Below are 18,773 nucleotides of genomic sequence, written 5' to 3'. Positions count from 1 at the left end.
TTGGCCCGCTTCAGAATTTGGCGCGCAGCCCGACCGAAAAGCGCCGCTCGGACAGCGCATAGCTGTTGAGCGCGGTCGGCACGAAATTGCTATACTCCTGCGTCGCCGATTTCTTCGGCATCAGATTCTGCGCCTGCAGCGACAGCGCGAAATTCTTGGTGATGTCGAAGCCGATCTGCGCGTCGAGCTGCGACCGCGGGCCGATGAAGCTCGGCCGCCCTTCGGAGAATTCGAACACCGCCTCGTCGCGGTAATTATAGGCGAGGCGCGCCGAAAACGGCCCTTTCTCGTAGAGGCCGACGAGGTTGTAGCTGTTCTTAGACACCGCGACGAGCGGGAAGCCCGCATTATCCTCCGAGTCCGACCAGGTATAGTTGGCGATGATCCCGAAGCCGTCGAGCGGCGACGGCAGGAAGTCGAGGAATTGCTGGATGCCGACTTCGAACCCCTTGATCTTCGCGCTCGCCAGATTCTCGGGCCGCGAGAAGACGAGTTCGCGCCCCTGCGGGTCGAGGTTCAGGTCGACCCCGGACGTCACGAAATTGGCGATGAAGTTGGTGACGTCCTTGTAGAAGACCGCGCCCGAGATCAGCGAGCTCTTGCCCGTATAATATTCGAAGCTGATGTCGGCCTGCGTCGACATGGGCGGTTCGAGCCCCGCATTGCCCCCGGTCACCGACAGGTTGGTCGCGTTGAAGAAGGTCGAGGGCGCGAGGTCGGCGATCGACGCGCGCTGCATCGTCTGCGACCCCGACACGCGGATCATGAAATTGTCGGTGATGTTGAACGCGATGTTCGCGCTCGGCAGCACGTTGGTATAGCGATTCTTGTCGGTGACGAGCGTGCTCGTGCTGCCGACGTTGAGGAAAGTGTCGACCGACAGCCGCGTGCTCGCGATGCGGACCCCCGCGTTGGCGCGGAAGGGGATGCCGCCGATCTCCCCCTCGCCCGACACCATCAGATAGCCCGCGAGCGTCCGCTCGCTGAAATCATAGTCGCGCTGCGAATTGGGAAGCAGCGTCGACCGCCCGTCCGCATCGGGGTTCGGCTGCGCCGCCTGCGCGCGGTTGAAGACATAATCGTAGGTCGGCGCGGTGCTCAGGAAGCCGCGCGGAAAGGTCCCCGCGATATCGGGCAGGAAGTCGCCCGCGTCGATCAAGGTCAGATAGGGTTCGATCTCGTCGCGCGTCGGGGTGACCTGGCTGCGGAAGGCGTTCGAGCGCGCGTGAAGATCGGTATAGCGCACCCCCGCCGACACGGTGACGCCGCTATCGCTTTCATAGGCGACGTCGAACTTGCCGGTCCATTCCTCGAGCAGCCCGAGCAGCCGGTTGCTGCGCACGCCGTTGTTGGCGGGATTGTAGGACGCATAGTCGGCGGGGTCGAACGTGCCGCCGAGCGTCAGCGACGGAACGGCGTTGTCCCGGAAATCGAACGCGCCCGGAACCGGCGCCGCCGCCTGCAGCGTGATGATCTGGATCGTCTGGTCGATCGTGCCCTTGCTGTAATAGCCGTCGGCCTCGATCGTCAGCCCGCCGCTCTCATATTTGCCGTTGAGGCCATAGAGGAAGCTCTCGGTCGGCTCGTTGCGGATCTGCCCCGCGGTCGTCACCGTGCCGTTGGCATTGCCCGCGACGACCATTCCATCCTCGACCACCGCATTGGTCACGGGATTGGCCCCGGTCGGCAGGCGGAAGGCGAAGAAATCCTGGTGCCGCCCGGTCTTGAGCTTCGAATAGAGCGCGTCGGCGGTCAGCGTGAATTCGGGCGTCACCTCGAACTGGATCGCGCCGTTGAGCCCGAGCCGCGAACGGTCGACAACGAAATTCTCGTACTGCAGCAGCACCGGCGTCGGCTGCGCCACCGTCCCGCCGGTCCCGGTGTAGTTGCGGTTCAGGAAATTGTTGCGCTCGAACGCCTGGGTGGTCGAGGTGCGCTTCTGATATTCGCCCGCGATCATCACGCCGATGCGCCCATCGGCGAATTTGGTCGTCGCGAAGCCGGTGATCGCGGGCTCGAACTTGTCCGAATTTTCCGAATAGACCCCCTGCACGCGCAGCGACGCGGTCGGCTCCTTGAAGCTCAGCGGCTTGGGCGTGACGAGATTGACCGTCCCGCCGAGCCCGCCCTCGGCCTGGCTCGCGAGCGGCGACTTGCGCACCTCGAGGCTGCCGAACAGGCTCGACGGCACCGAATCGAGCCCCGACGAGCGGCCGAGCTGGTCGTTCTCGGGCGGCGACAGCCGCGCCGACCAGCCGAGCAGGGTGCGGCCGTCGACCTCGACCCGCACCTGTTGCAGCCCGCGCACCGACACCGCCTGCCCTTCGCCGAACACGCGCGTGATCTGGACGCCGGTCACCCGTTGCAGCGCCTCCGCGACGTTCGAATCGGGGAGCTTGCCGACATCCTCGGCGGTGATGACGTCGAGGATCTGGTCGGAATCGCGCTTGATCTCGGCCGCCTGCTCGAGCGAGGCGCGGATGCCGGTGACGATGATCGCATCGTCCCCCGCCGTCGCGTCGCCTGCGGGCGCGTCCTGCGCGAAGGCCGGAGCCATAGCGAGCGCCGCGAGCGAAACCCCGCCCGCCAGCCGCGCCACGATGCCGGCCGCATCTCTTCCGCGAATAGCCATCTCATCCTCCCCACGTTCGGCGCCGCGACATTCGTCGACGCCCTTGTCATTGTCTGTCATTGTCCGGCCTTGGTAACCGGTGTCATGAATGATCTGCCTGCACCGCCGCGCTGTCAAGAAAAAATTGTATGACAACTATGCGGGCGCGAACCGCCGAACCCGATTGGAAAATTATACCTCTAATTCAATATGTAATCCCGATCCTCGGCAAGCCACAGCAAAGGCTGCCGAACCGGAAAATTGCGCACCACCTCGCCGATCGCCGGATCGGGGTCGAGCCGCCGCCAGAGGTCGAGCCAGTCGTCCCTGCCCGCTGCGAGCCCGCCGAAGAACAGGCTCGGCTGGCGCACCGGAAAGCCCTCGAAATATTCGACGTCGGGCGGATAGGGCCAGCGCGCCTTGTCGGCGATGAACGGCGCCATGAAGGCGATCGCGCCGGCGATCGAGCGCCCGTCGGCAGTCCTCCACGCGATCAGTTCGCCGCTCTCGCCCGCGAGCAGCCATGCCGTCGTCGCCAACACGTCGAGATTGAACAGCGAATAGGCATAGGGCTTGGTCCGCGCGAGTTCGAGCGGCTGGCGGCCGTCGAGCGCGATCTGGGTCGGGATCAGCACCGTCCGCAGCCGGTCGCGCGCCTCGGCCAGCACATCGCCGCGCCCGACCAGCGCCGCGAACGCCGCCGCCTGGAGCAGCCAGCAGCTGCCGTGATTATTCTCCTGATCGCGCTCCTCGACCCCGAAGGGCGAGGTGGCGAGCCAGTCCAGATAGCGCGCGAACCAGTCCTCGACCCCGGCGCGGATGCGCGCATAACCCGGCGCGCCGCGCGTCGCGAACAAGGTCGCGGCGCGTGCGACCTCGACGATCTGCAGCGTGTCGATCACCCCGATCGCGCGCCCGCCATTCACCCCGATGATCGCCTGCGCATGGTCGAGGTTCGGGTTCATCCGCGTCGCCGGATCGACGAACCACGCATCCATATGGCGCGCCGCAGCCTCAGCGAAGCGCGCCTCGCCCGACAGCGCCCACGCCGCCGCGAGCGTCGGCACCGTCCGCCCGAAGGCGATCAGCGCGTCGCGGTGGCCGTCGAACTTGTCGGGGTTCGACCGGCCGTCGCGGCGAACATAGGGACCGCCCGGATGCGCGGGGTCGGGCCACCAGTAATCGCCTTCCGAATAATAGACCTGCGGGCCCGCCGGACTGCGCGGCGCCGGAATCGCCGCTATGGTGCGCGGCGCCTCGCTCAGCAGCGCGGCGGCGCGCGGCAGCACCCGCCGCCGCTCGATCGCGCCGATGTCGAGCGGCGCTTCAGCACTGCGCGCCAAAGCCGCCGCCGGTCCCGCAAGCAGCGCCGCGGCGAGCAGGGCGCGGCGCGCGATCATCGCTCCTCCGCCACCGGGGCGACCGGAAAGGCATCGGCGCCCCACGCCCGGCGCGCGCGGACCAGCAGCTCGTCGAGCATCGCGGCGGGCCAGCGCAGCTCCTTGTGCGGCCAGTCGGCGGCGCGGCCGCGATAGGCCGCGACATAATCGGTTGCGCGGCGCAGCGAGCGGCCTTTGTCATCACGATAGCCGTAAAGATCGACCCCGAGGCACGCCGCGCTGTCAGCGAGCGTATAGGCCGCCTGCAGCGCGTAGAGCGAATAATGAAAACTGCGCGTGCGCGTCAGCTCATGCGGCAGCGCGCCCGACGGGTCGAACTGCCGCGCGATCCGCGCCTTCGGAAAATCGGCGACCACCGCGCGCGACACCTCGGGCCGGCGCGCGAACAGCGCGAAGCGTGCGAGCTGCGCGTCGTACCAGAGGCCGTGGTTGTTGCCCGCCTTGCGCTCGGCGCGGCCGTTGGCGCTCGTCGTCATCCAGTCGATATAGCGCGAAAACCAGCGCTCGAGCGCCGCGCTCTCGGCGGGCGACAGCGCGCCCGACGGCGCGATCAGCCCGGCCGCGTCGATCACGCCGATGAAGCCGCTCGTCTCCAGCACGCCTTCCGCTCTGCCGTTCGACCGCCCCGGCACCGCCTGCGCATAGGCCATGTTCGGGTTCATCGCCGTCGCCGGATCGAGGAACCAGGCGCGGATCACCCGCGCCGCGCCCTCGGCATAGCGCGGCTCGTCGCTGTAATAATAGGCGAGCGCGAGCGTTTCGGCGTCGCGCGCCATCCGGCCCAGCGCGGTGCGGTCGAAGCGGTCGGTCGCGCGCGCGGGATTCACCTGGCCGTCGCGGCGGACATAGGGCGCCTCGGGGTCGGCGGGGTCGGGCCACCAATAGGGCGCGAGGCTCAGGTAATCGTGGCGATCGCCCGACAGCGGGATCGTCCGCTTGTCCATCACCGATCCGGGCCGGCGCGCGATCGCGCGGTCGGCCTCGGCGATCAGGTCGCGATAGGCCGGCGCCGACGGATCGGCCGCGAAGGACGCCTTGGTCGCGGCGAGTTCGTCGGGGCGCAGCGCGAAGATGCGCCGCCCGCCGAACGCCCCGGCGTAGCCGTCGCTCGCCTGGCAGGCGGGGGGTGGAGTTGGCGGCGGGGAAAGAGCCGCCGCCGCAGTCGGAAGACATACGGCGGCGGCAGTCAGAGCCCATGGGTGGAGGGCTTTTCCTTTTCGCCTCACAGGCGGACCCGGAATCCGAAGAAATATTGCGGGCCGCTGTGCGAAACTTCGGCGATGCTGTCGTATCCGCCCTTGATCATGACGTCGTTGGTGCCGGTGACGTTGAGCGCCTGCAGCTTCAGCTGCACATTCCTGGTCAGATCATATTGCGCCGACAGGTTGAGATAGGTCGCCGACCGGATCTCGCGGTTCGTGCCGCTGTTCGGCTTGTAATAGCCCGAGCGGTAGCGGAGGTTCGCGCGCAGCGAGAGCCCCCATTTCTCGAACCAGACCGACCCGCTCGCTGTCCATTTCGACAGGCCGATCAGGTTCGCCGGATCGACGTAATCGGCTATCGGCGAGGTGTCGGGATATTCGAAATTGGCGAAGGCGCGGTTGACCGATCCCTGGATGCCGAAGCCGTCGAGCGGGTCGGGCAGCCAGGTGAAGGCGTGGCTGAAGGTCGCCTCGACGCCATAGAGATGGCGCGTCTCGCTGTCGTTCGCCGGAGCGGTGGGCGAGATGGTGACGGTCTCGGTCACCGGCGCGCCGCCGTCGCGGATCGTCGTGATGGTGACGTCGGTCGGAATCGGCTGCTCGGCGCGGATCACCGTGCCCTTCGCCCATTTATAATAGCCCGCGAGCGAGACGAGCGTGTCCTTCGACGCATAGAGTTCGAGGCTCGCGTCGAGGTTCCACGCGCGCAGTGGCTTGAGGTTCGGATTGCCCGTCGTCGCGTCGAAGATGATGTTGTCGAGCCCGGTGCCCTCGGACGGATTGAGATCGATCCCCGCGCCGAAGCTCTCGATCCCCGACCGCGCGATCGCGCGATAGGCGGCGAGGCGCAGCTTCAGTTGCTGCGACAGGTCGAACGAGACGTTCGCGCTCGGCAGGAAATAATTATAGCTGCCCTTCGCGCTGTTCCGGACCAGCTCGCCATTCGGATCGACATCAACGGTATAGGTGTCGCCCGCGGTGTCGACCGTCAGGATATAGGCCTGGCGATAGCCGATCGAGGTGATGTCGGTCTTGACCCAGCGCAGCCCGACATTGCCGCTGAACGGAATGCTGCCCGCGTCGGAGGCGAAATTCGCCATCGCATAGGCGGCATAGATGCGCTCGGTGACGTCGATGTCGCTCGGGTCGCGCCCGTCGGTCGGATAGGGCAGCGCGTCGTCGCTGCCGGTGAAGGTGCGGAACAGGCAGTCGTTGTCGAAGGTCGCCCAGCGCGTGACGTTGGTTCCCATTCCCTGCATGTAGGAGGTCGTCGTGAACGGCGCGCGGCACTGCGCGTTCGCCTGCGCGATCAGTTCGGCCGGGGTCAGGCCGTCGACCGGGATCAGCGTGTTGCGGTCGCTGTTGCGGGCATTGTCGTTCGTGCGCTGGTGATCCGAATAGCGCCCCCCGACCTTGATCGAGGTGACGAAGCCGTCGAGTTCGCGCTCGGCGTCGAGCTTCGCCGCCCAGATCGTGTCCTGGCGGTCGGTCACGAAGCGGTTGCGCGCGTAGACCGAATTGGCCGCGGTGGTCAGGAACAGGTCGTGGTCGGTGATGTCGAAATCGTCGAACTCGACGTTCGGCACGACATCGTCGTCCAGATAGGTCAGCGTATAGCCGACGCGCCGGTTCGACCGCATCCGCGTCGCCTTCTGCGTCTCGGTGCGATGGCTGTCCGAATAGGACCCGTCGAGCGAGACCGTCCAGCGGTCGGGGGTCCAGATGATATTGACCCCGCCGCCCTTGTAGGTTTCGTTGCGCTGGCGCGTTTCGAGCTGGTTCTCGATGTTCGAATTGCCGCGATAGCTGATCAGCGCGCCGGGCGAATAGCCGTTGCTGCCGTTGCCGATGACCAGCGGCTCGATTCCGCGCAGCCCCTCGGCGATGCCGAGCACGTTGCGGTCCTCGAGGCTGCGGCGTTTCGAATATTGGCCATCGATCGCGATTTCGAGCGTCGGCGACGGCCGCCACTGGATCGCCGCGATCAGCCCGTCGCGAATCTCCGACGTCCTTTGCGTGCGAAAGCTGCGCGACGACGTCGGGAAATAATAGTCACCGATCGTCTCGCCCACCGTCACCCCGTTCGCGGTGCGCGGCCCCTCTGCGAAGGTGCAGTTGACGTTGGCGCCCGCGGCCGCCTGCGTCGCCGAATTGCCGGTGAGCTGCCACGGATCGTTGGCGGAGGTGTTGCAGAGCTGGAAGGTCGAATTGCCGTTGTAATAATCCTCGGGCGCGGTCGTGTCCTGCCGCTGGTAGCCGATCGACACGCCGATATCGCCGAGCCCCGTCTCATACTGGTCGGTGTAGGAGAAATTGGCGCGATAGCCGAGCCCGTCGTGCTGATAGACGTCGTCGTCCTGCGGCTGGAAATCGCCGCGCACCTCGAACTGGATACGCCGCTTGCCATAGTCGAGCGGCCGCATCGACCGGAGCTCGATCACCCCGCCGACCCCGCCTTCGAGGAAGTCGGCGCGCTGCGTCTTGTAGACGAGGACGCCGTTCATCAGCTCCGAGGGGAATTGCTGGAAGGCGACCGAGCGGTCGGGGCCCGCGGTCGACACCTCGCGGCCGTTGAAGGTCGAAAAGCTCAATGTCGGCCCCAGCCCGCGCACCGACAGCTCGTTGGCGTTGCCCTTGAAGCGGTCGGCCGAGACGCCGACGATGCGTTCGAGCGTGTCGCCCACCGAATTGTCGGGGGTCGCGCCGATCTCGTCGCTGACGAGCCCGTCGACGACGACGTCGGCGTTGCGCTTGAAATCGATCGAACTGCGCTGAGTCGCGCGCACGCCCGAGACGATGATCTCCTCGCCGGGCGCGGGCGCCGCCGCGATCGCTTCGCTTGCCGCCGGCGATGCGTCCTGCGCGAAGGCCGGGGCGGCCACCGCCAGCATGTTGGATGCCAGAAGCGTCGCGCGGGCTGCCTGGACCGGTCGTGATGTCATGTCGCTCTCCCTGTTGACCCCTCTCGCGGAGGGCCTGATCGCCGATTGATACCGGTGTCAGTTTTAGATGTATGACAACTACAGTTGTATTACATCTTTTTTGACGGTGTCAACCGGGAGGGGAAAAAGGGCGGCCGGCGCTGATGAAACGCGCGCATAACCGCCTATTTTGAAGGCTTACCATCCTTCCGCGCGAGGTCGTACATCGCGGTCCCCGCGAGCAGGAAGGCGCCGCTGCCATAGAATTGCGTCTCGCTCGCCGACACGCTGTCGGGGCGGTCGCCGACCTGCTGGACCCAGCCGAGCATCCCGCTGGGCTGCACCGCCTGCACCAGGGCCCGCCAGCCCCGAATCGCCGCCGGCTGATAGGTCGCGCGGTCGAGCAATCCCGCGTCGATTCCCCAGGCGAAGGCATAGGTGAAAAAGGCGGTGCCGCTGGTTTCGGTCTTCGTGCCCGGATCGGTATCGAGCAGCGAGGCCGACCAATAGCCGTCGGGCTTTTGCAGCGTGACGAGCCGCGCCGCCATCTCCTTGAACAGCGCTTCGTACCGCGGCCGCTGCGGATCGCCCGGCGCCATCGCCTGCAGCATCCGCGCGATCCCGGCGATCACCCAGCCGTTGCCGCGGCTCCAGAACAGCTTGCGCCCCTGGTCGTCGCGCATCTCGAAAAAGCGGCTGTCGCGGAAATAAAGATGTTCGGCGGGGTCGAACAGATAGTCGGTCGTCGCCTTGAACTCTTCATGCGCGAAATCGGCGTAGCGCGCATCGCCGGTCGCCTGCGCGAGCCGCAGCAGCGTCGGCGGCGCCATGAACAGCGCGTCGCACCAGCACCAGCGGTCGGTGCAATCCGACGTTCCCTTCCCCGGCGCGTGCGGCAGGAATTCGAGACTCACCGTGGGCCGGTTCGCGAGCACATGGTCGAAATAGGCGCGCGCGGGGGCGATCGCCGCCTCCCCCGCCCCGTGCCGCGCCGCCCAGATCCACGCCTGCGCGATCAGCTGGTCGTCGGCATGAAAGGGCTTGTCGCCGAGTTTCCATTCGACCTCGCGACCCAGCGCGAACAGCGGCTCGGCGTAGCGGCGGTCGCGGTTCGCGAGTTCGCTCAAGGCGACCCAGAAGGTCGCCTGTTGCCAGTCGCGCGGATTGCGCACGCTCTTGCGCGCCAGCGGCATCGCCGCCCAGTTGGTCCGGTTGGCGAGCTGCCAATCGGCGACGCGGCGCGTCTCGGCTAGGATTTCGGACGCGCGCGGCATCGCGGGCGCGGCCTCTGCCGGCGCGGCGGCGAGGACAAAGGGCACAAGCAGGCTCAGCGACATATGATCTCCCTTATTGCGGAACGGCATGGTCTCTGACACCGGTAACAATCTCTTTCCTTTTCGCACGGATATGTCAATAATGTTGTCAGACAACTTTCACGACCAAGAGGGAAACGAATGCCGAAAATCGTGTCAGCCCGGGTGATCACCACCTGTCCCGGGCGCAATTTCGTGACGTTGAAGGTCGAATGCGACGACGGCACGACCGGCGTCGGCGACGCGACGCTCAACGGGCGCGAGCTCGCGGTCGCCAGCTATCTCTCCGACCATGTCGTGCCGTGCCTGATCGGGCGCGACGCGCACCGCATCGGCGACATCTGGGAATTCCTCTATCGCGGCGCCTATTGGCGGCGCGGGCCGGTCACGATGACCGCGATCGCCGCGGCCGACATGGCGCTGTGGGACATCAAGGGCAAGCTCGCGGGGCTGCCCGTCTATCAGCTGCTCGGTGGCGCGGCGCGCGAAGGCTGCATGGTCTACGGCCATGCCAATGGCGCGACCGTCGCCGACACGATCGAGGCGGCGCTCGACTATCAGCGCCAGGGCTACAAGGCGATCCGCCTGCAATGCGGCGTACCCGGCCTGCCCTCGACCTATGGCGTCAGCGGCGACCGCTATTTCTACGAGCCCGCCGACGCCGACCTGCCGACCGAGAATATCTGGTCGACCGAAAAATATATGCGCGTCGTCCCCGAACTGTTCGCGGCGGCGCGCGAGGCGCTGGGGTGGGACGTCCACCTGCTCCACGACATCCACCACCGGCTGACCCCGATCGAGGCCGGACGGCTCGGCCGCGACCTCGAGCCCTGGCGCCCCTTCTGGATCGAGGATGCGACCCCGGCCGAGGATCAGGAGGCGTTCCGGCTGATCCGCCAGCACACCACCACTCCGCTCGCGGTGGGCGAGATATTCTCGTCGATCTGGGACTGCAAGGCGCTGATCGAGAACCGGCTGATCGACTATATCCGCGCCACCGTGCTCCACGCCGGCGGCATCACCCATATGCGCGCGATCGCGGCGCTCGCCGATCTCCACCAGGTCCGCACCGGCTGCCACGGCGCGACCGACCTGTCGCCGGTGACGATGGCGGCGGCGCTTCACCTTGGTCTTTCCATCCCCAATTTCGGCATCCAGGAATATATGCGCCACACCGCGGAGACCGACGCGGTCTTCCCGCACGCCTATCGCTTCGCGGACGGCATGCTCCACCCCGGCGACGCGCCGGGGCTCGGCGTCGATATCGACGAGGCGCTCGCCGAAACCCACCCCTATTCCCGTGCCTATCTGCCGGTGAACCGGCTGGAGGACGGGACGATGTGGAACTGGTGATGCGCGCGCTGCTTCTCGCCGCCGTCCTGCTAGGCACCGCGGCCGTGGCCAGCGAGCATCAGCCGATGCGCCCGGCCACCGCCGGGGAGCGGCAACAGCATGCCGCGGCGCTGATCGCCGATTATCGCTACGACGACCTCCTCTGGGAAAACGACCGCATCGCCTACCGCATCTATGGCCGCGCGCTCGAAGCCGCCGAACCGCCTTCCTCGTCGGGGATCGACGCCTGGGGCAAGCGCGTGCGCTGGCCCTATATGGACCGCCAGCTGCGCACCGGCGACCAGCACGCCGACCATGGCGAGGGGCTCGACTTCTACAATGTCGGCACGGGCCGCGGCGTCGGCGGTCTCGGCGTCTGGTACGACAACAAGCTGTGGACCTCGCGCAACTATGTCCGGCCGCAGATCCTGAGCGCCGGCCCCGACGCCGCCGACTTCACCGTCGACTACGACCCCTGGCCGGTCGACACGGTGCGAACGGTGCGCGAGACGCGGCGCTTCACCCTCCCCGCGGGCACGAATTTCACCCGCCTGACGTCGACCATCGCGTCGAGCAGCGCCGACCAGCTGGTGATCGGAATCGGGATATCGAAACGGCCGATCGATGGCGGCGCGCTGGGCGAAATCCGCAAGGACGCAAAGGCGGCACGGATGAGCTGGTGGGGGCCCGTCGACGGCGACAAGGGGCGGATGGCCGCGGCGGTCATCGTCGACCCCGCGGCCTTCGCGGGCTTTGCCGAGGATGCCGACAATTATCTGATCCTCGTCCGCGTCGCGCCGGGCAAGCCCTTCGTCTATTACAGCGGCGCCGCATGGGGCAAGGGCGGCGACTTCGCGGGCCAAGCCGACTGGAGCAGCTATGTCGATGCCGAGCGGCCGGATTTCCGGCCCTAGCCAGCGCCAAAGGCCGATGATAACGGTTCCGGCCATGGCAACGAAGGCGGCGTCGCTGGCCGATGATCTGGTCCAGCGATTCGAGGAACAGATCGAATCGGGGGAAATGCCGCCGGGTGCGCGTTTTCCGACCGAAAAGGCGATCACGGAGGCGTTCGGCGTCAGCCGCACCGTCGTGCGCGAGGCCTATTCGCGCCTCGCCGCGCGCGGGCTGCTCGAATCGCGGCGCGGGTCGGGCGCCTATGTCCCCGAAGGCGCCCAATATCGCGCCTTCCAGATCGCCGCCGACGAGGTCGGCGAGATCGAGGATGTGCTGAAGCTGCTCGAAATGCGTATGGGGTTCGAGGCCGAAATGGCCGACCTCGCGGCGCGGCGGCGCACCGACGCAGATCTCGCCGCGATCCGGCGCGCGCTCGACGCGATGGAGGACAGCGCCGACGTCGACGCCTCGGTGAGCGCCGACGCGGGCTTCCACGCCGCGATCGCCGCGGCGACGGGCAATGTCTATTTCCTTCGCTTCACCCAGTTCCTCGGGGTGCGGATGGTTCCCTCGCGGCGGCTCTATCTGCAGGGCAGCGACAAGCCGAGCCACCAGCATTATGCGCGCACGATCAACCGCGACCACCGCGCCATCTATGCCGCGATCGAGGCCGGCGACCCCACTGCCGCCCGCCGCGCCGCGCGCCGCCACATGGAAAAATCGATCGCCCGATACCGCGCGATGCAGGACGCGATGCCCTCAGCCCTGTCATTGCGAGCGAAGCGAAGCAATCCAGAGTAGCGTAAACCGCCCTGGATTGCTTCGCTTCGCTCGCAATGACGGTGATAAATCAGGGTCTTGATGCATTGAACGTCTCCCTCACCCGCCTTCGCTCCGGTCGATCATGTCCATGAAATCGCGCGCCGCATCGCGCTCCGCCGTATCCTCGAACGCGACGTCGAGGTCGGGCGCCGCGCCGAGCATGTAGAGCAGCGACCAGAGCGCGAAACGGCGCCCGCGGTTCGTCTCCAGCCCCAGGTCGACGCGCATCCGCTCGGTCCCCGCCGCGAGCGCCTCGGGGTGGACCACGGTGAGATCCGCCGTCCCGAAATAGCGCCTGAGCTGGTCGTCGAAATCCATCGCCTGCCTCTTTCCTCGCCGTCCCGGCCGGCTCGAACCGAAGGCCGCCGCCGTCCGGTTGTCAAGCCGCGGGCGCCCCGGTAGGGCGGCGGCGTGAACAACAGCATCGAAATCGGAACCGACGCCGCCGGCCGGCCCGTGCATGTCAACGTGCAGGAACTGCTCGCGACGCGCCTGCTCGTCCAGGGCAATTCGGGATCGGGCAAGTCGCACCTGCTGCGCCGGCTGCTCGAGGAAAGCGCGGGACTCGTCCAGCAGGTCGTGATCGATCCCGAGGGCGATTTCGTGACCCTCGCCGACGCCTACAGCCATGTCGTGATCAACGCCGGCGACTATAACGAGCGCGAGATCGCGACGATGGGCGCGCGCATCCGCGAGCATCGCGCCTCGATAATCCTCAGCCTCGACGCACTCGATATCGAGGCGCAGATGGGCTGCGCCGCCGCCTTTCTGAACGCGCTGTTCGACGCCCCGCGCGAGCACTGGTTTCCCGCGCTGGTCGTCGTCGACGAGGCGCAGATGTTCGCGCCGAGCGCGTCGGGCGACGTCTCCGACGCGGTGCGCCGCGCCAGCCTCGCCGCGATGACCAACCTGATGTGCCGCGGGCGCAAGCGCGGGCTCGCGGGGGCGATCGCGACCCAGCGCCTCGCCAAGCTCGCCAAGAATGTCGCGGCCGAGGCGAGCAATTTCCTGATGGGCCGCACCTTCCTCGACATCGACATGGCGCGCGCCGCAGATCTGCTCGGCATGGAGCGGCGGCAGGCCGAGGCGATCCGCGACCTCGAACGCGGCTGCTTCCTCGGGCTCGGCCCCGCCATCGCGCGCCGCCCGGTCTCGGTGCGGATCGGGTCGACGCAGACCCATTCGCGCGCGGGAACGCACGGGCTGCTGCCACTCCCCGATGCCGAGCCGCAGGACATGCGCACGATGCTGTTCGCGGCGATGGAGACCGCCCCGCCCCCGCCGCCTCCGCCCGCGCCTGCTCCGGTCGCCGCCGGCGAGTTGCTCCGCCGGATCAGCGAGAGCGACGACAGCGCCGCCCCGGCCGCGCCGACGGTCCCCGAAGACGCCGAGGCCGACGCCACCGATGTCGAGGAAGCGATCGCCGCGGCGCTGCGCGAAATGCTCGCCGACCCCGAATGCGCCTTCCACCCCGAAAGCTTTCTCTATCAGGATTTCTCGGTGCGCTGCCGGATGCAGCGGCTCGCGCGGGTGCCGCTCGATCTCGCCGCCTTCCGCCGTCGCTTCGCGCTCGCCAAGGGCGGCATCTTCGATCCCGCCGAACCGCGCTGGCACGAGATGCTGGGCGCGGCGGCGCGGCTCCCCGACGACATGCTCGCCCCCTTCGTGCTGATCGCGCGTGCCGCGGCCGAGGGACTTCCCTGCCCCGACGACGACGAACTCGGCCGCGCCTACGGCACCCGCTCGCCGGGCCGCGTCCGCCGGCTCGTCGAATATATGGAGCGGCAGGGCGCGGTCGTCGTCCGCTCCGACTTCGGCGGCCGCCGCTCGATCGGCATCCCGGAGTTGGGGCTCAGCACCGGGGCGGATTAACCTATTTCGTCATTGCGAGCGAAGCGAAGCAATCCAGGGCGGTTTACGCGGGTTCTGGATTGCCGCGTCGCTTCGCTCCTCGCAATGACGGTTCAATTTTAATTCTGAGCCTAGCTCCAGCTGTCCTTCACCGTCTCCATCGCGACGAAGGTGGAGGTGCTCGCGACGTGCGGCAGGCTCGATATGCGTTCGCCGAGGACGACGCGGTAGCGGTTGATGTTCGCGGTGCGGACCTTCAGCAGATAGTCGAAGCTGCTCGCGATCATGTGGCATTCCTCGACCTCGGGGATGCGCCGCACCGCCGCGTTGAACTCCTTGAGCGCCGCCTCGCGCGTGTCGCTCAGCTTGACCTCGGCGAAGGCGACATGGTCCATGCCGATCCTCGCGGGATCGATCGCGGTGCGGAATCCCCGGATCACCCCGCTGCCGATCAGCCGCCGCAGCCGAACCTGGCACGGCGTCTTCGACAGCCCGACCCGCTCGGCGAGCTCGGTCACGGTGATCCGCCCCTCATCGCGCAGAATCGCGAGCATTTTCCGGTCGAACTCGTCCAGATCGCCTGACTTATCGGTCATCTCTAGTCCTTTCGACCATATACCCCCTCAATATAGGCCGATCGACCTGGAGCTTTCCATATCAAAAGTCACCTGCCGGTGGACGATGATAGTAAGGTTGCGGCCATGCCGATCTTCGCCGACTTCGCCCCGCCGATCCGCTCCGCGACCCCGCTCCGCGACGCGATCACCGCCGCCACCCGCCGCGACGAAGCCGAGGCGCTCGCGCCGCTGCTCGAAGCCGCGACGCTGCCCGATCCGCTCCGCGCCGAGATAAGCGAGACCGCCCGCCGCCTCGTCACCGCGCTTCGCGCGGGTCGCAAGAGCAGCGGCGTCGAGGGGCTGGTGCAGGAATATTCGCTGTCGAGCGAGGAAGGCGTCGCGCTGATGTGCCTCGCCGAGGCGTTGCTGCGCATTCCCGACGATGCGACGCGCGACGCGCTGATCCGCGACAAGATCGCCGACGGCGACTGGAGCGCGCATCTCGGCGACGGCCGCTCGCTGTTCGTCAACGCCGCCACCTGGGGCCTCGTCGTCACCGGCAAGCTCGTCGGCAGCGTCGACGACCGCGGCCTCGGCGCCGCGCTCGCGCGCCTCGTCGCGCGCGCCGGCGAACCGGTGATCCGCCGCGGCGTCGACCTCGCGATGCGGCTGATGGGCGAACAGTTCGTCACCGGCGAGACGATCGCCGAGGCGCTGAAGCGCGCCAGGGCGATGGAGGCCAAGGGCTTCGCCTACAGCTACGACATGCTCGGCGAAGCCGCGACGACGATGGCCGACGCCGACCGTTACTACGACGATTACAAGCGCGCCATCGACGCGATCGGCAAGGCGTCGGCGGGGCGCGGCATCTATGCGGGGCCGGGCATCTCGATCAAGCTGTCGGCGCTCCATCCGCGCTATTCACGCGCGCAGGCGGGCCGCGTGGTGGGCGAGCTCTTGCCGCGGGTGAAGGCGCTCGCGCTGCAGGCCAGGGGCTACGACATCGGCTTCAACATCGACGCCGAAGAGGCCGACCGGCTCGAACTCTCGCTCGACCTTCTCGAAAGCCTCGCGCTCGACCCCGATCTTTCGGGCTGGAACGGCCTCGGCTTCGTGGTTCAGGGCTATGGCAAGCGCTGCCCCTTCGTCATCGACTGGATCGTCGACCTCGCGCGCCGCGCCGGGCGGCGGATCATGGTGCGACTGGTCAAGGGCGCCTATTGGGACGCCGAGATCAAGCGCGCGCAGGTCGACGGGCTTGAAGGCTTTCCGGTCTACACGCGCAAGGTCCACACCGACGTCGCCTATATCGCCTGTGCGCGAAAGCTGCTTGCCGCGACCGATGCGGTCTTCCCGCAGTTCGCGACGCACAATGCCCAGACGCTCGCCACCATCTATCGCCTCGCGGGCGATGATTTCGCGATCGGGACATATGAGTTCCAGTGCCTCCACGGCATGGGCGAGCCGCTCTACGAGCAGGTGGTCGGCGCGAAGAAGCTGAACCGGCCGTGCCGCATCTACGCCCCCGTCGGCACCCACGAGACGCTGCTCGCCTATCTGGTGCGCCGCCTGCTGGAAAACGGGGCCAACTCCTCCTTCGTCAACCGCATCGCCGACCCCGCGGTGCCGGTCGACGAGCTGATCGCCGACCCCGCCGAGATCGTCCGCGCGATGCCGCATCCGGGCGCGCAGCACGACCAGATCGCGCTCCCCGCCGACCTCTACCCCGACCGCCGCAACTCGGCGGGGCTCGACCTCAGCAACGAGCGCCAGCTTGCGGCGCTCGCCGACGCGCTGAAAGAAAGCGCGGCGATCGACTGGCGCGCCGCCCCGGCCGATGGCGAAGGCACGCCGCGCGCGGTGCTCAACCCCGCCGATCATCGCGATCATGTCGGCACCGTCGTCGAAGTCTCTCCCGACGCGGCACGCGCCGCCGTCGCCCGCGCCGCGGCCTCCGGCTGGGGCGCGACCCCCGTCGCGGCGCGCGCCGCGATGCTCGACCGCGCCGCCGACGCGATGCAGACGCGCATGCCGATCCTCCTCGGGCTGATCGTCCGCGAGGCGGGCAAGTCGCTCCCCAACGCAATTTCGGAGGTGCGCGAGGCGATCGACTTCCTGCGCTATTACGCCGCGCAGGCGCGCGCGACCTTCGGCTCCGGACAGGCGCCGCTCGGCCCGGTCACCTGCATCAGCCCGTGGAACTTCCCGCTCGCCATCTTCACCGGCCAGGTCTGCGCGGCGCTGGTCGCGGGCAATCCGGTGCTCGCCAAGCCCGCCGAGGAAACGCCGCTGATCGCCGCCGAGGGCGTGCGCCTGCTCCACGAGGCGGGCGTGCCCGCCGACGCGCTGCAGCTCGTCCCCGGCGACGGCGCGATCGGCGCGGCGCTGGTCGCGGCGGCGGAGACGGCCGGAGTGATGTTCACCGGCTCGACCGAAGTCGCGCGGCTGATCCAGGCCGAACTGGCGAAACGCTTGTCGCCCGCGGGCAGGCCGATCCCGCTGATCGCCGAGACGGGCGGGCAGAATGCGATGATCGTCGACAGCTCGGCGCTCGCCGAGCAGGTTGTCGGCGACGTCATTGCCTCGGCCTTCGACAGCGCGGGCCAGCGCTGTTCGGCGCTGCGCATCCTCTGCCTGCAGGACGATGTCGCCGACCGCACCCTCGCGATGCTGAAGGGCGCGCTCGCCGAACTCGCGCTCGGCCGCCCCGACCGGCTCGCGGTCGACATCGGCCCCGTCATCACCGCCGAGGCCAAGGCCAATATCGAAAAGCATATCGACGCGATGCGCGCGCTGGGCCATCGGATCGAGCAATTGCCGCTCCCGGCCGAGGCCGCGCACGGCACCTTCGTGCCGCCGACGATCATCGAGATCGCGGACATCGCCAACCTGAAGCGCGAGGTTTTCGGGCCCGTTCTCCACGTCCTGCGCTACCGTCGCGAGCGACTGGGCGAGGTGATCGACGCGATCAATGCCACCGGCTACGGCCTGACGTTCGGCCTTCATACGCGGCTCGACAAGACGATCGCCGACGTGCTCGCGCGGGTGAAGGCGGGCAATTGCTACGTCAATCGCAACACCATCGGCGCGATCGTCGGCACCCAGCCCTTCGGCGGCTGCGGCCTGTCGGGCACCGGGCCGAAAGCCGGGGGCCCGCTCTATCTCGGCCGGCTCGTGGCCACTCCGCCGGTGTTCGCGGCGCGCGCGGGGCATCTCGATACGCCGCTCGACGATTTCGCCGACTGGCTCAGCGCGCAGGGTGAGGCGGAGGCCGCGGCGACCGCGCGGCGCTATGAGGGCGCCTCGGCACTCGGCGCCGAACTGCTGCTCCCCGGCCCCGTCGGCGAGCGCAACGTCTACGCGCTCCACGCGCGGGGCCGCATCCTGCTGCGCCCCGCGACGCGCGCGGGCCTGTTCGAGCAGATGGCGGCGGTGCTCGCGACGGGCAATCGCGGCGTCGTCGAAGGGATGGTCCTGCCCGCGGGCCTGCCCCGGCGCGTCGCGGCGGTCTTTTCGTCCGGCGGCGAAGGCCCGTTCGGCGCCGCGCTGGTCGAGGGTGACGCCGCGCGGGTCGCCGACACCGCGGCGGCCGTCGCGGCCCTTCCCGGTCCGATCGCCTCGCTCCATGCGGCGAGCCGCGAACCCGGCCTCGCCTATCACCCCGACTGGCTGCTCGAAGAGGTCTCGACCTCGATCAACACGACCGCCGCGGGCGGCAATGCCAGCCTGATGATGATTGGGTGAGCGTGTAAGGCGAGATTACCTTAGATTGACCCACCTTCGTCATTGCGAGCGCAGCGAAGCAATCCAGGGCGGGTTACGCCTACTCTGGATTGCCGCGTCGCTTCGCTCCTCGCAATGACGATTCAA

12 protein-coding genes are annotated in these 18,773 nt (G+C 67.9%); 5 read left to right on the top strand and 7 right to left on the bottom strand.

Features of this window, described 5'->3' with window-relative positions; all coding sequences use genetic code 11:
• Positions 1-10: 10 nt before the first annotated feature.
• From CD928_RS01250 to CD928_RS01230, 5 genes are all read right to left on the bottom strand, one after another.
• The gene (locus CD928_RS01250) at positions 11-2,692 is read right to left on the bottom strand and encodes a TonB-dependent receptor (RefSeq protein WP_095383819.1); all 2,682 of its coding nucleotides are present in this window, start codon (positions 2,690-2,692) and stop codon (positions 11-13) included.
• 119 nt (positions 2,693-2,811) lie between these two features.
• Positions 2,812-4,011 (bottom strand): alginate lyase family protein, encoded by a 1,200-nt coding sequence (locus tag CD928_RS01245; protein WP_095383816.1) that lies wholly within the window; start codon positions 4,009-4,011, stop codon positions 2,812-2,814.
• Positions 4,008-5,237, bottom strand: a complete 1,230-nt coding sequence (locus CD928_RS01240) for an alginate lyase family protein (protein WP_255247004.1) — start codon at positions 5,235-5,237, stop codon at positions 4,008-4,010. The genes CD928_RS01245 and CD928_RS01240 overlap by 4 nt, the downstream gene beginning before the upstream one ends.
• A complete protein-coding gene (locus CD928_RS01235) occupies positions 5,234-8,155 on the bottom strand; it encodes a TonB-dependent receptor (protein ID WP_095383813.1) in 2,922 nt (973 codons plus the stop codon). The genes CD928_RS01240 and CD928_RS01235 overlap by 4 nt, the downstream gene beginning before the upstream one ends.
• 164 nt (positions 8,156-8,319) lie before the next feature.
• A complete protein-coding gene (locus CD928_RS01230; RefSeq protein WP_095385088.1) occupies positions 8,320-9,471 on the bottom strand; it encodes a glycoside hydrolase family 105 protein in 1,152 nt (383 codons plus the stop codon).
• A gap of 117 nt (positions 9,472-9,588) precedes the next feature.
• Between CD928_RS01230 and manD the strand changes: the two genes are divergently transcribed.
• Genes manD through CD928_RS01215 form a run of 3 tightly spaced genes read left to right on the top strand, consistent with a single transcriptional unit; the run spans position 9,589 to position 12,474 of the window.
• Positions 9,589-10,800 (top strand): D-mannonate dehydratase ManD, encoded by a 1,212-nt coding sequence (gene manD / locus CD928_RS01225; protein ID WP_095383810.1) that lies wholly within the window; start codon positions 9,589-9,591, stop codon positions 10,798-10,800.
• Positions 10,788-11,693: a DUF4861 family protein gene (locus CD928_RS01220; protein WP_255247003.1), complete on the top strand. Its 906-nt coding sequence runs from the start codon at positions 10,788-10,790 to the stop codon at positions 11,691-11,693. The genes manD and CD928_RS01220 overlap by 13 nt, the downstream gene beginning before the upstream one ends.
• A gap of 34 nt (positions 11,694-11,727) precedes the next feature.
• On the top strand, positions 11,728-12,474 hold the full coding sequence (locus CD928_RS01215) for a FadR/GntR family transcriptional regulator (protein WP_095383805.1): 747 nt from the start codon (positions 11,728-11,730) through the stop codon (positions 12,472-12,474).
• A gap of 78 nt (positions 12,475-12,552) precedes the next feature.
• On the opposite strand, the gene CD928_RS01210 is transcribed toward CD928_RS01215, so the two are convergent.
• Complete coding sequence (locus CD928_RS01210) at positions 12,553-12,813, bottom strand: hypothetical protein (RefSeq protein WP_095383802.1); 261 nt, start codon at positions 12,811-12,813, stop codon at positions 12,553-12,555.
• Positions 12,814-12,906: 93 nt separating this feature from the next.
• Here CD928_RS01210 and CD928_RS01205 point away from each other — a divergent pair, with 93 nt between their 5' ends.
• A complete protein-coding gene (locus CD928_RS01205) occupies positions 12,907-14,367 on the top strand; it encodes a DUF87 domain-containing protein (RefSeq protein ID WP_095383799.1) in 1,461 nt (486 codons plus the stop codon).
• A 110-nt stretch (positions 14,368-14,477) separates the two neighbouring features.
• Here the strand turns inward: CD928_RS01205 and CD928_RS01200 are convergent, their stop codons facing one another.
• Positions 14,478-14,942: an Lrp/AsnC family transcriptional regulator gene (locus CD928_RS01200; protein ID WP_095383796.1), complete on the bottom strand. Its 465-nt coding sequence runs from the start codon at positions 14,940-14,942 to the stop codon at positions 14,478-14,480.
• A 105-nt stretch (positions 14,943-15,047) separates the two neighbouring features.
• Here CD928_RS01200 and putA point away from each other — a divergent pair, with 105 nt between their 5' ends.
• The gene (putA, locus tag CD928_RS01195; RefSeq protein ID WP_095383793.1) at positions 15,048-18,647 is read left to right on the top strand and encodes a trifunctional transcriptional regulator/proline dehydrogenase/L-glutamate gamma-semialdehyde dehydrogenase; all 3,600 of its coding nucleotides are present in this window, start codon (positions 15,048-15,050) and stop codon (positions 18,645-18,647) included.
• The last annotated feature ends 126 nt before the right edge of the window (positions 18,648-18,773 follow it).

The organism is Sphingopyxis sp. GW247-27LB (assembly GCF_002277025.1).
GTDB lineage: Bacteria > Pseudomonadota > Alphaproteobacteria > Sphingomonadales > Sphingomonadaceae > Sphingopyxis.
Note: the sequence above shows the minus strand (reverse complement) of the source record. Positions and strands in the feature narration are given on the sequence as shown.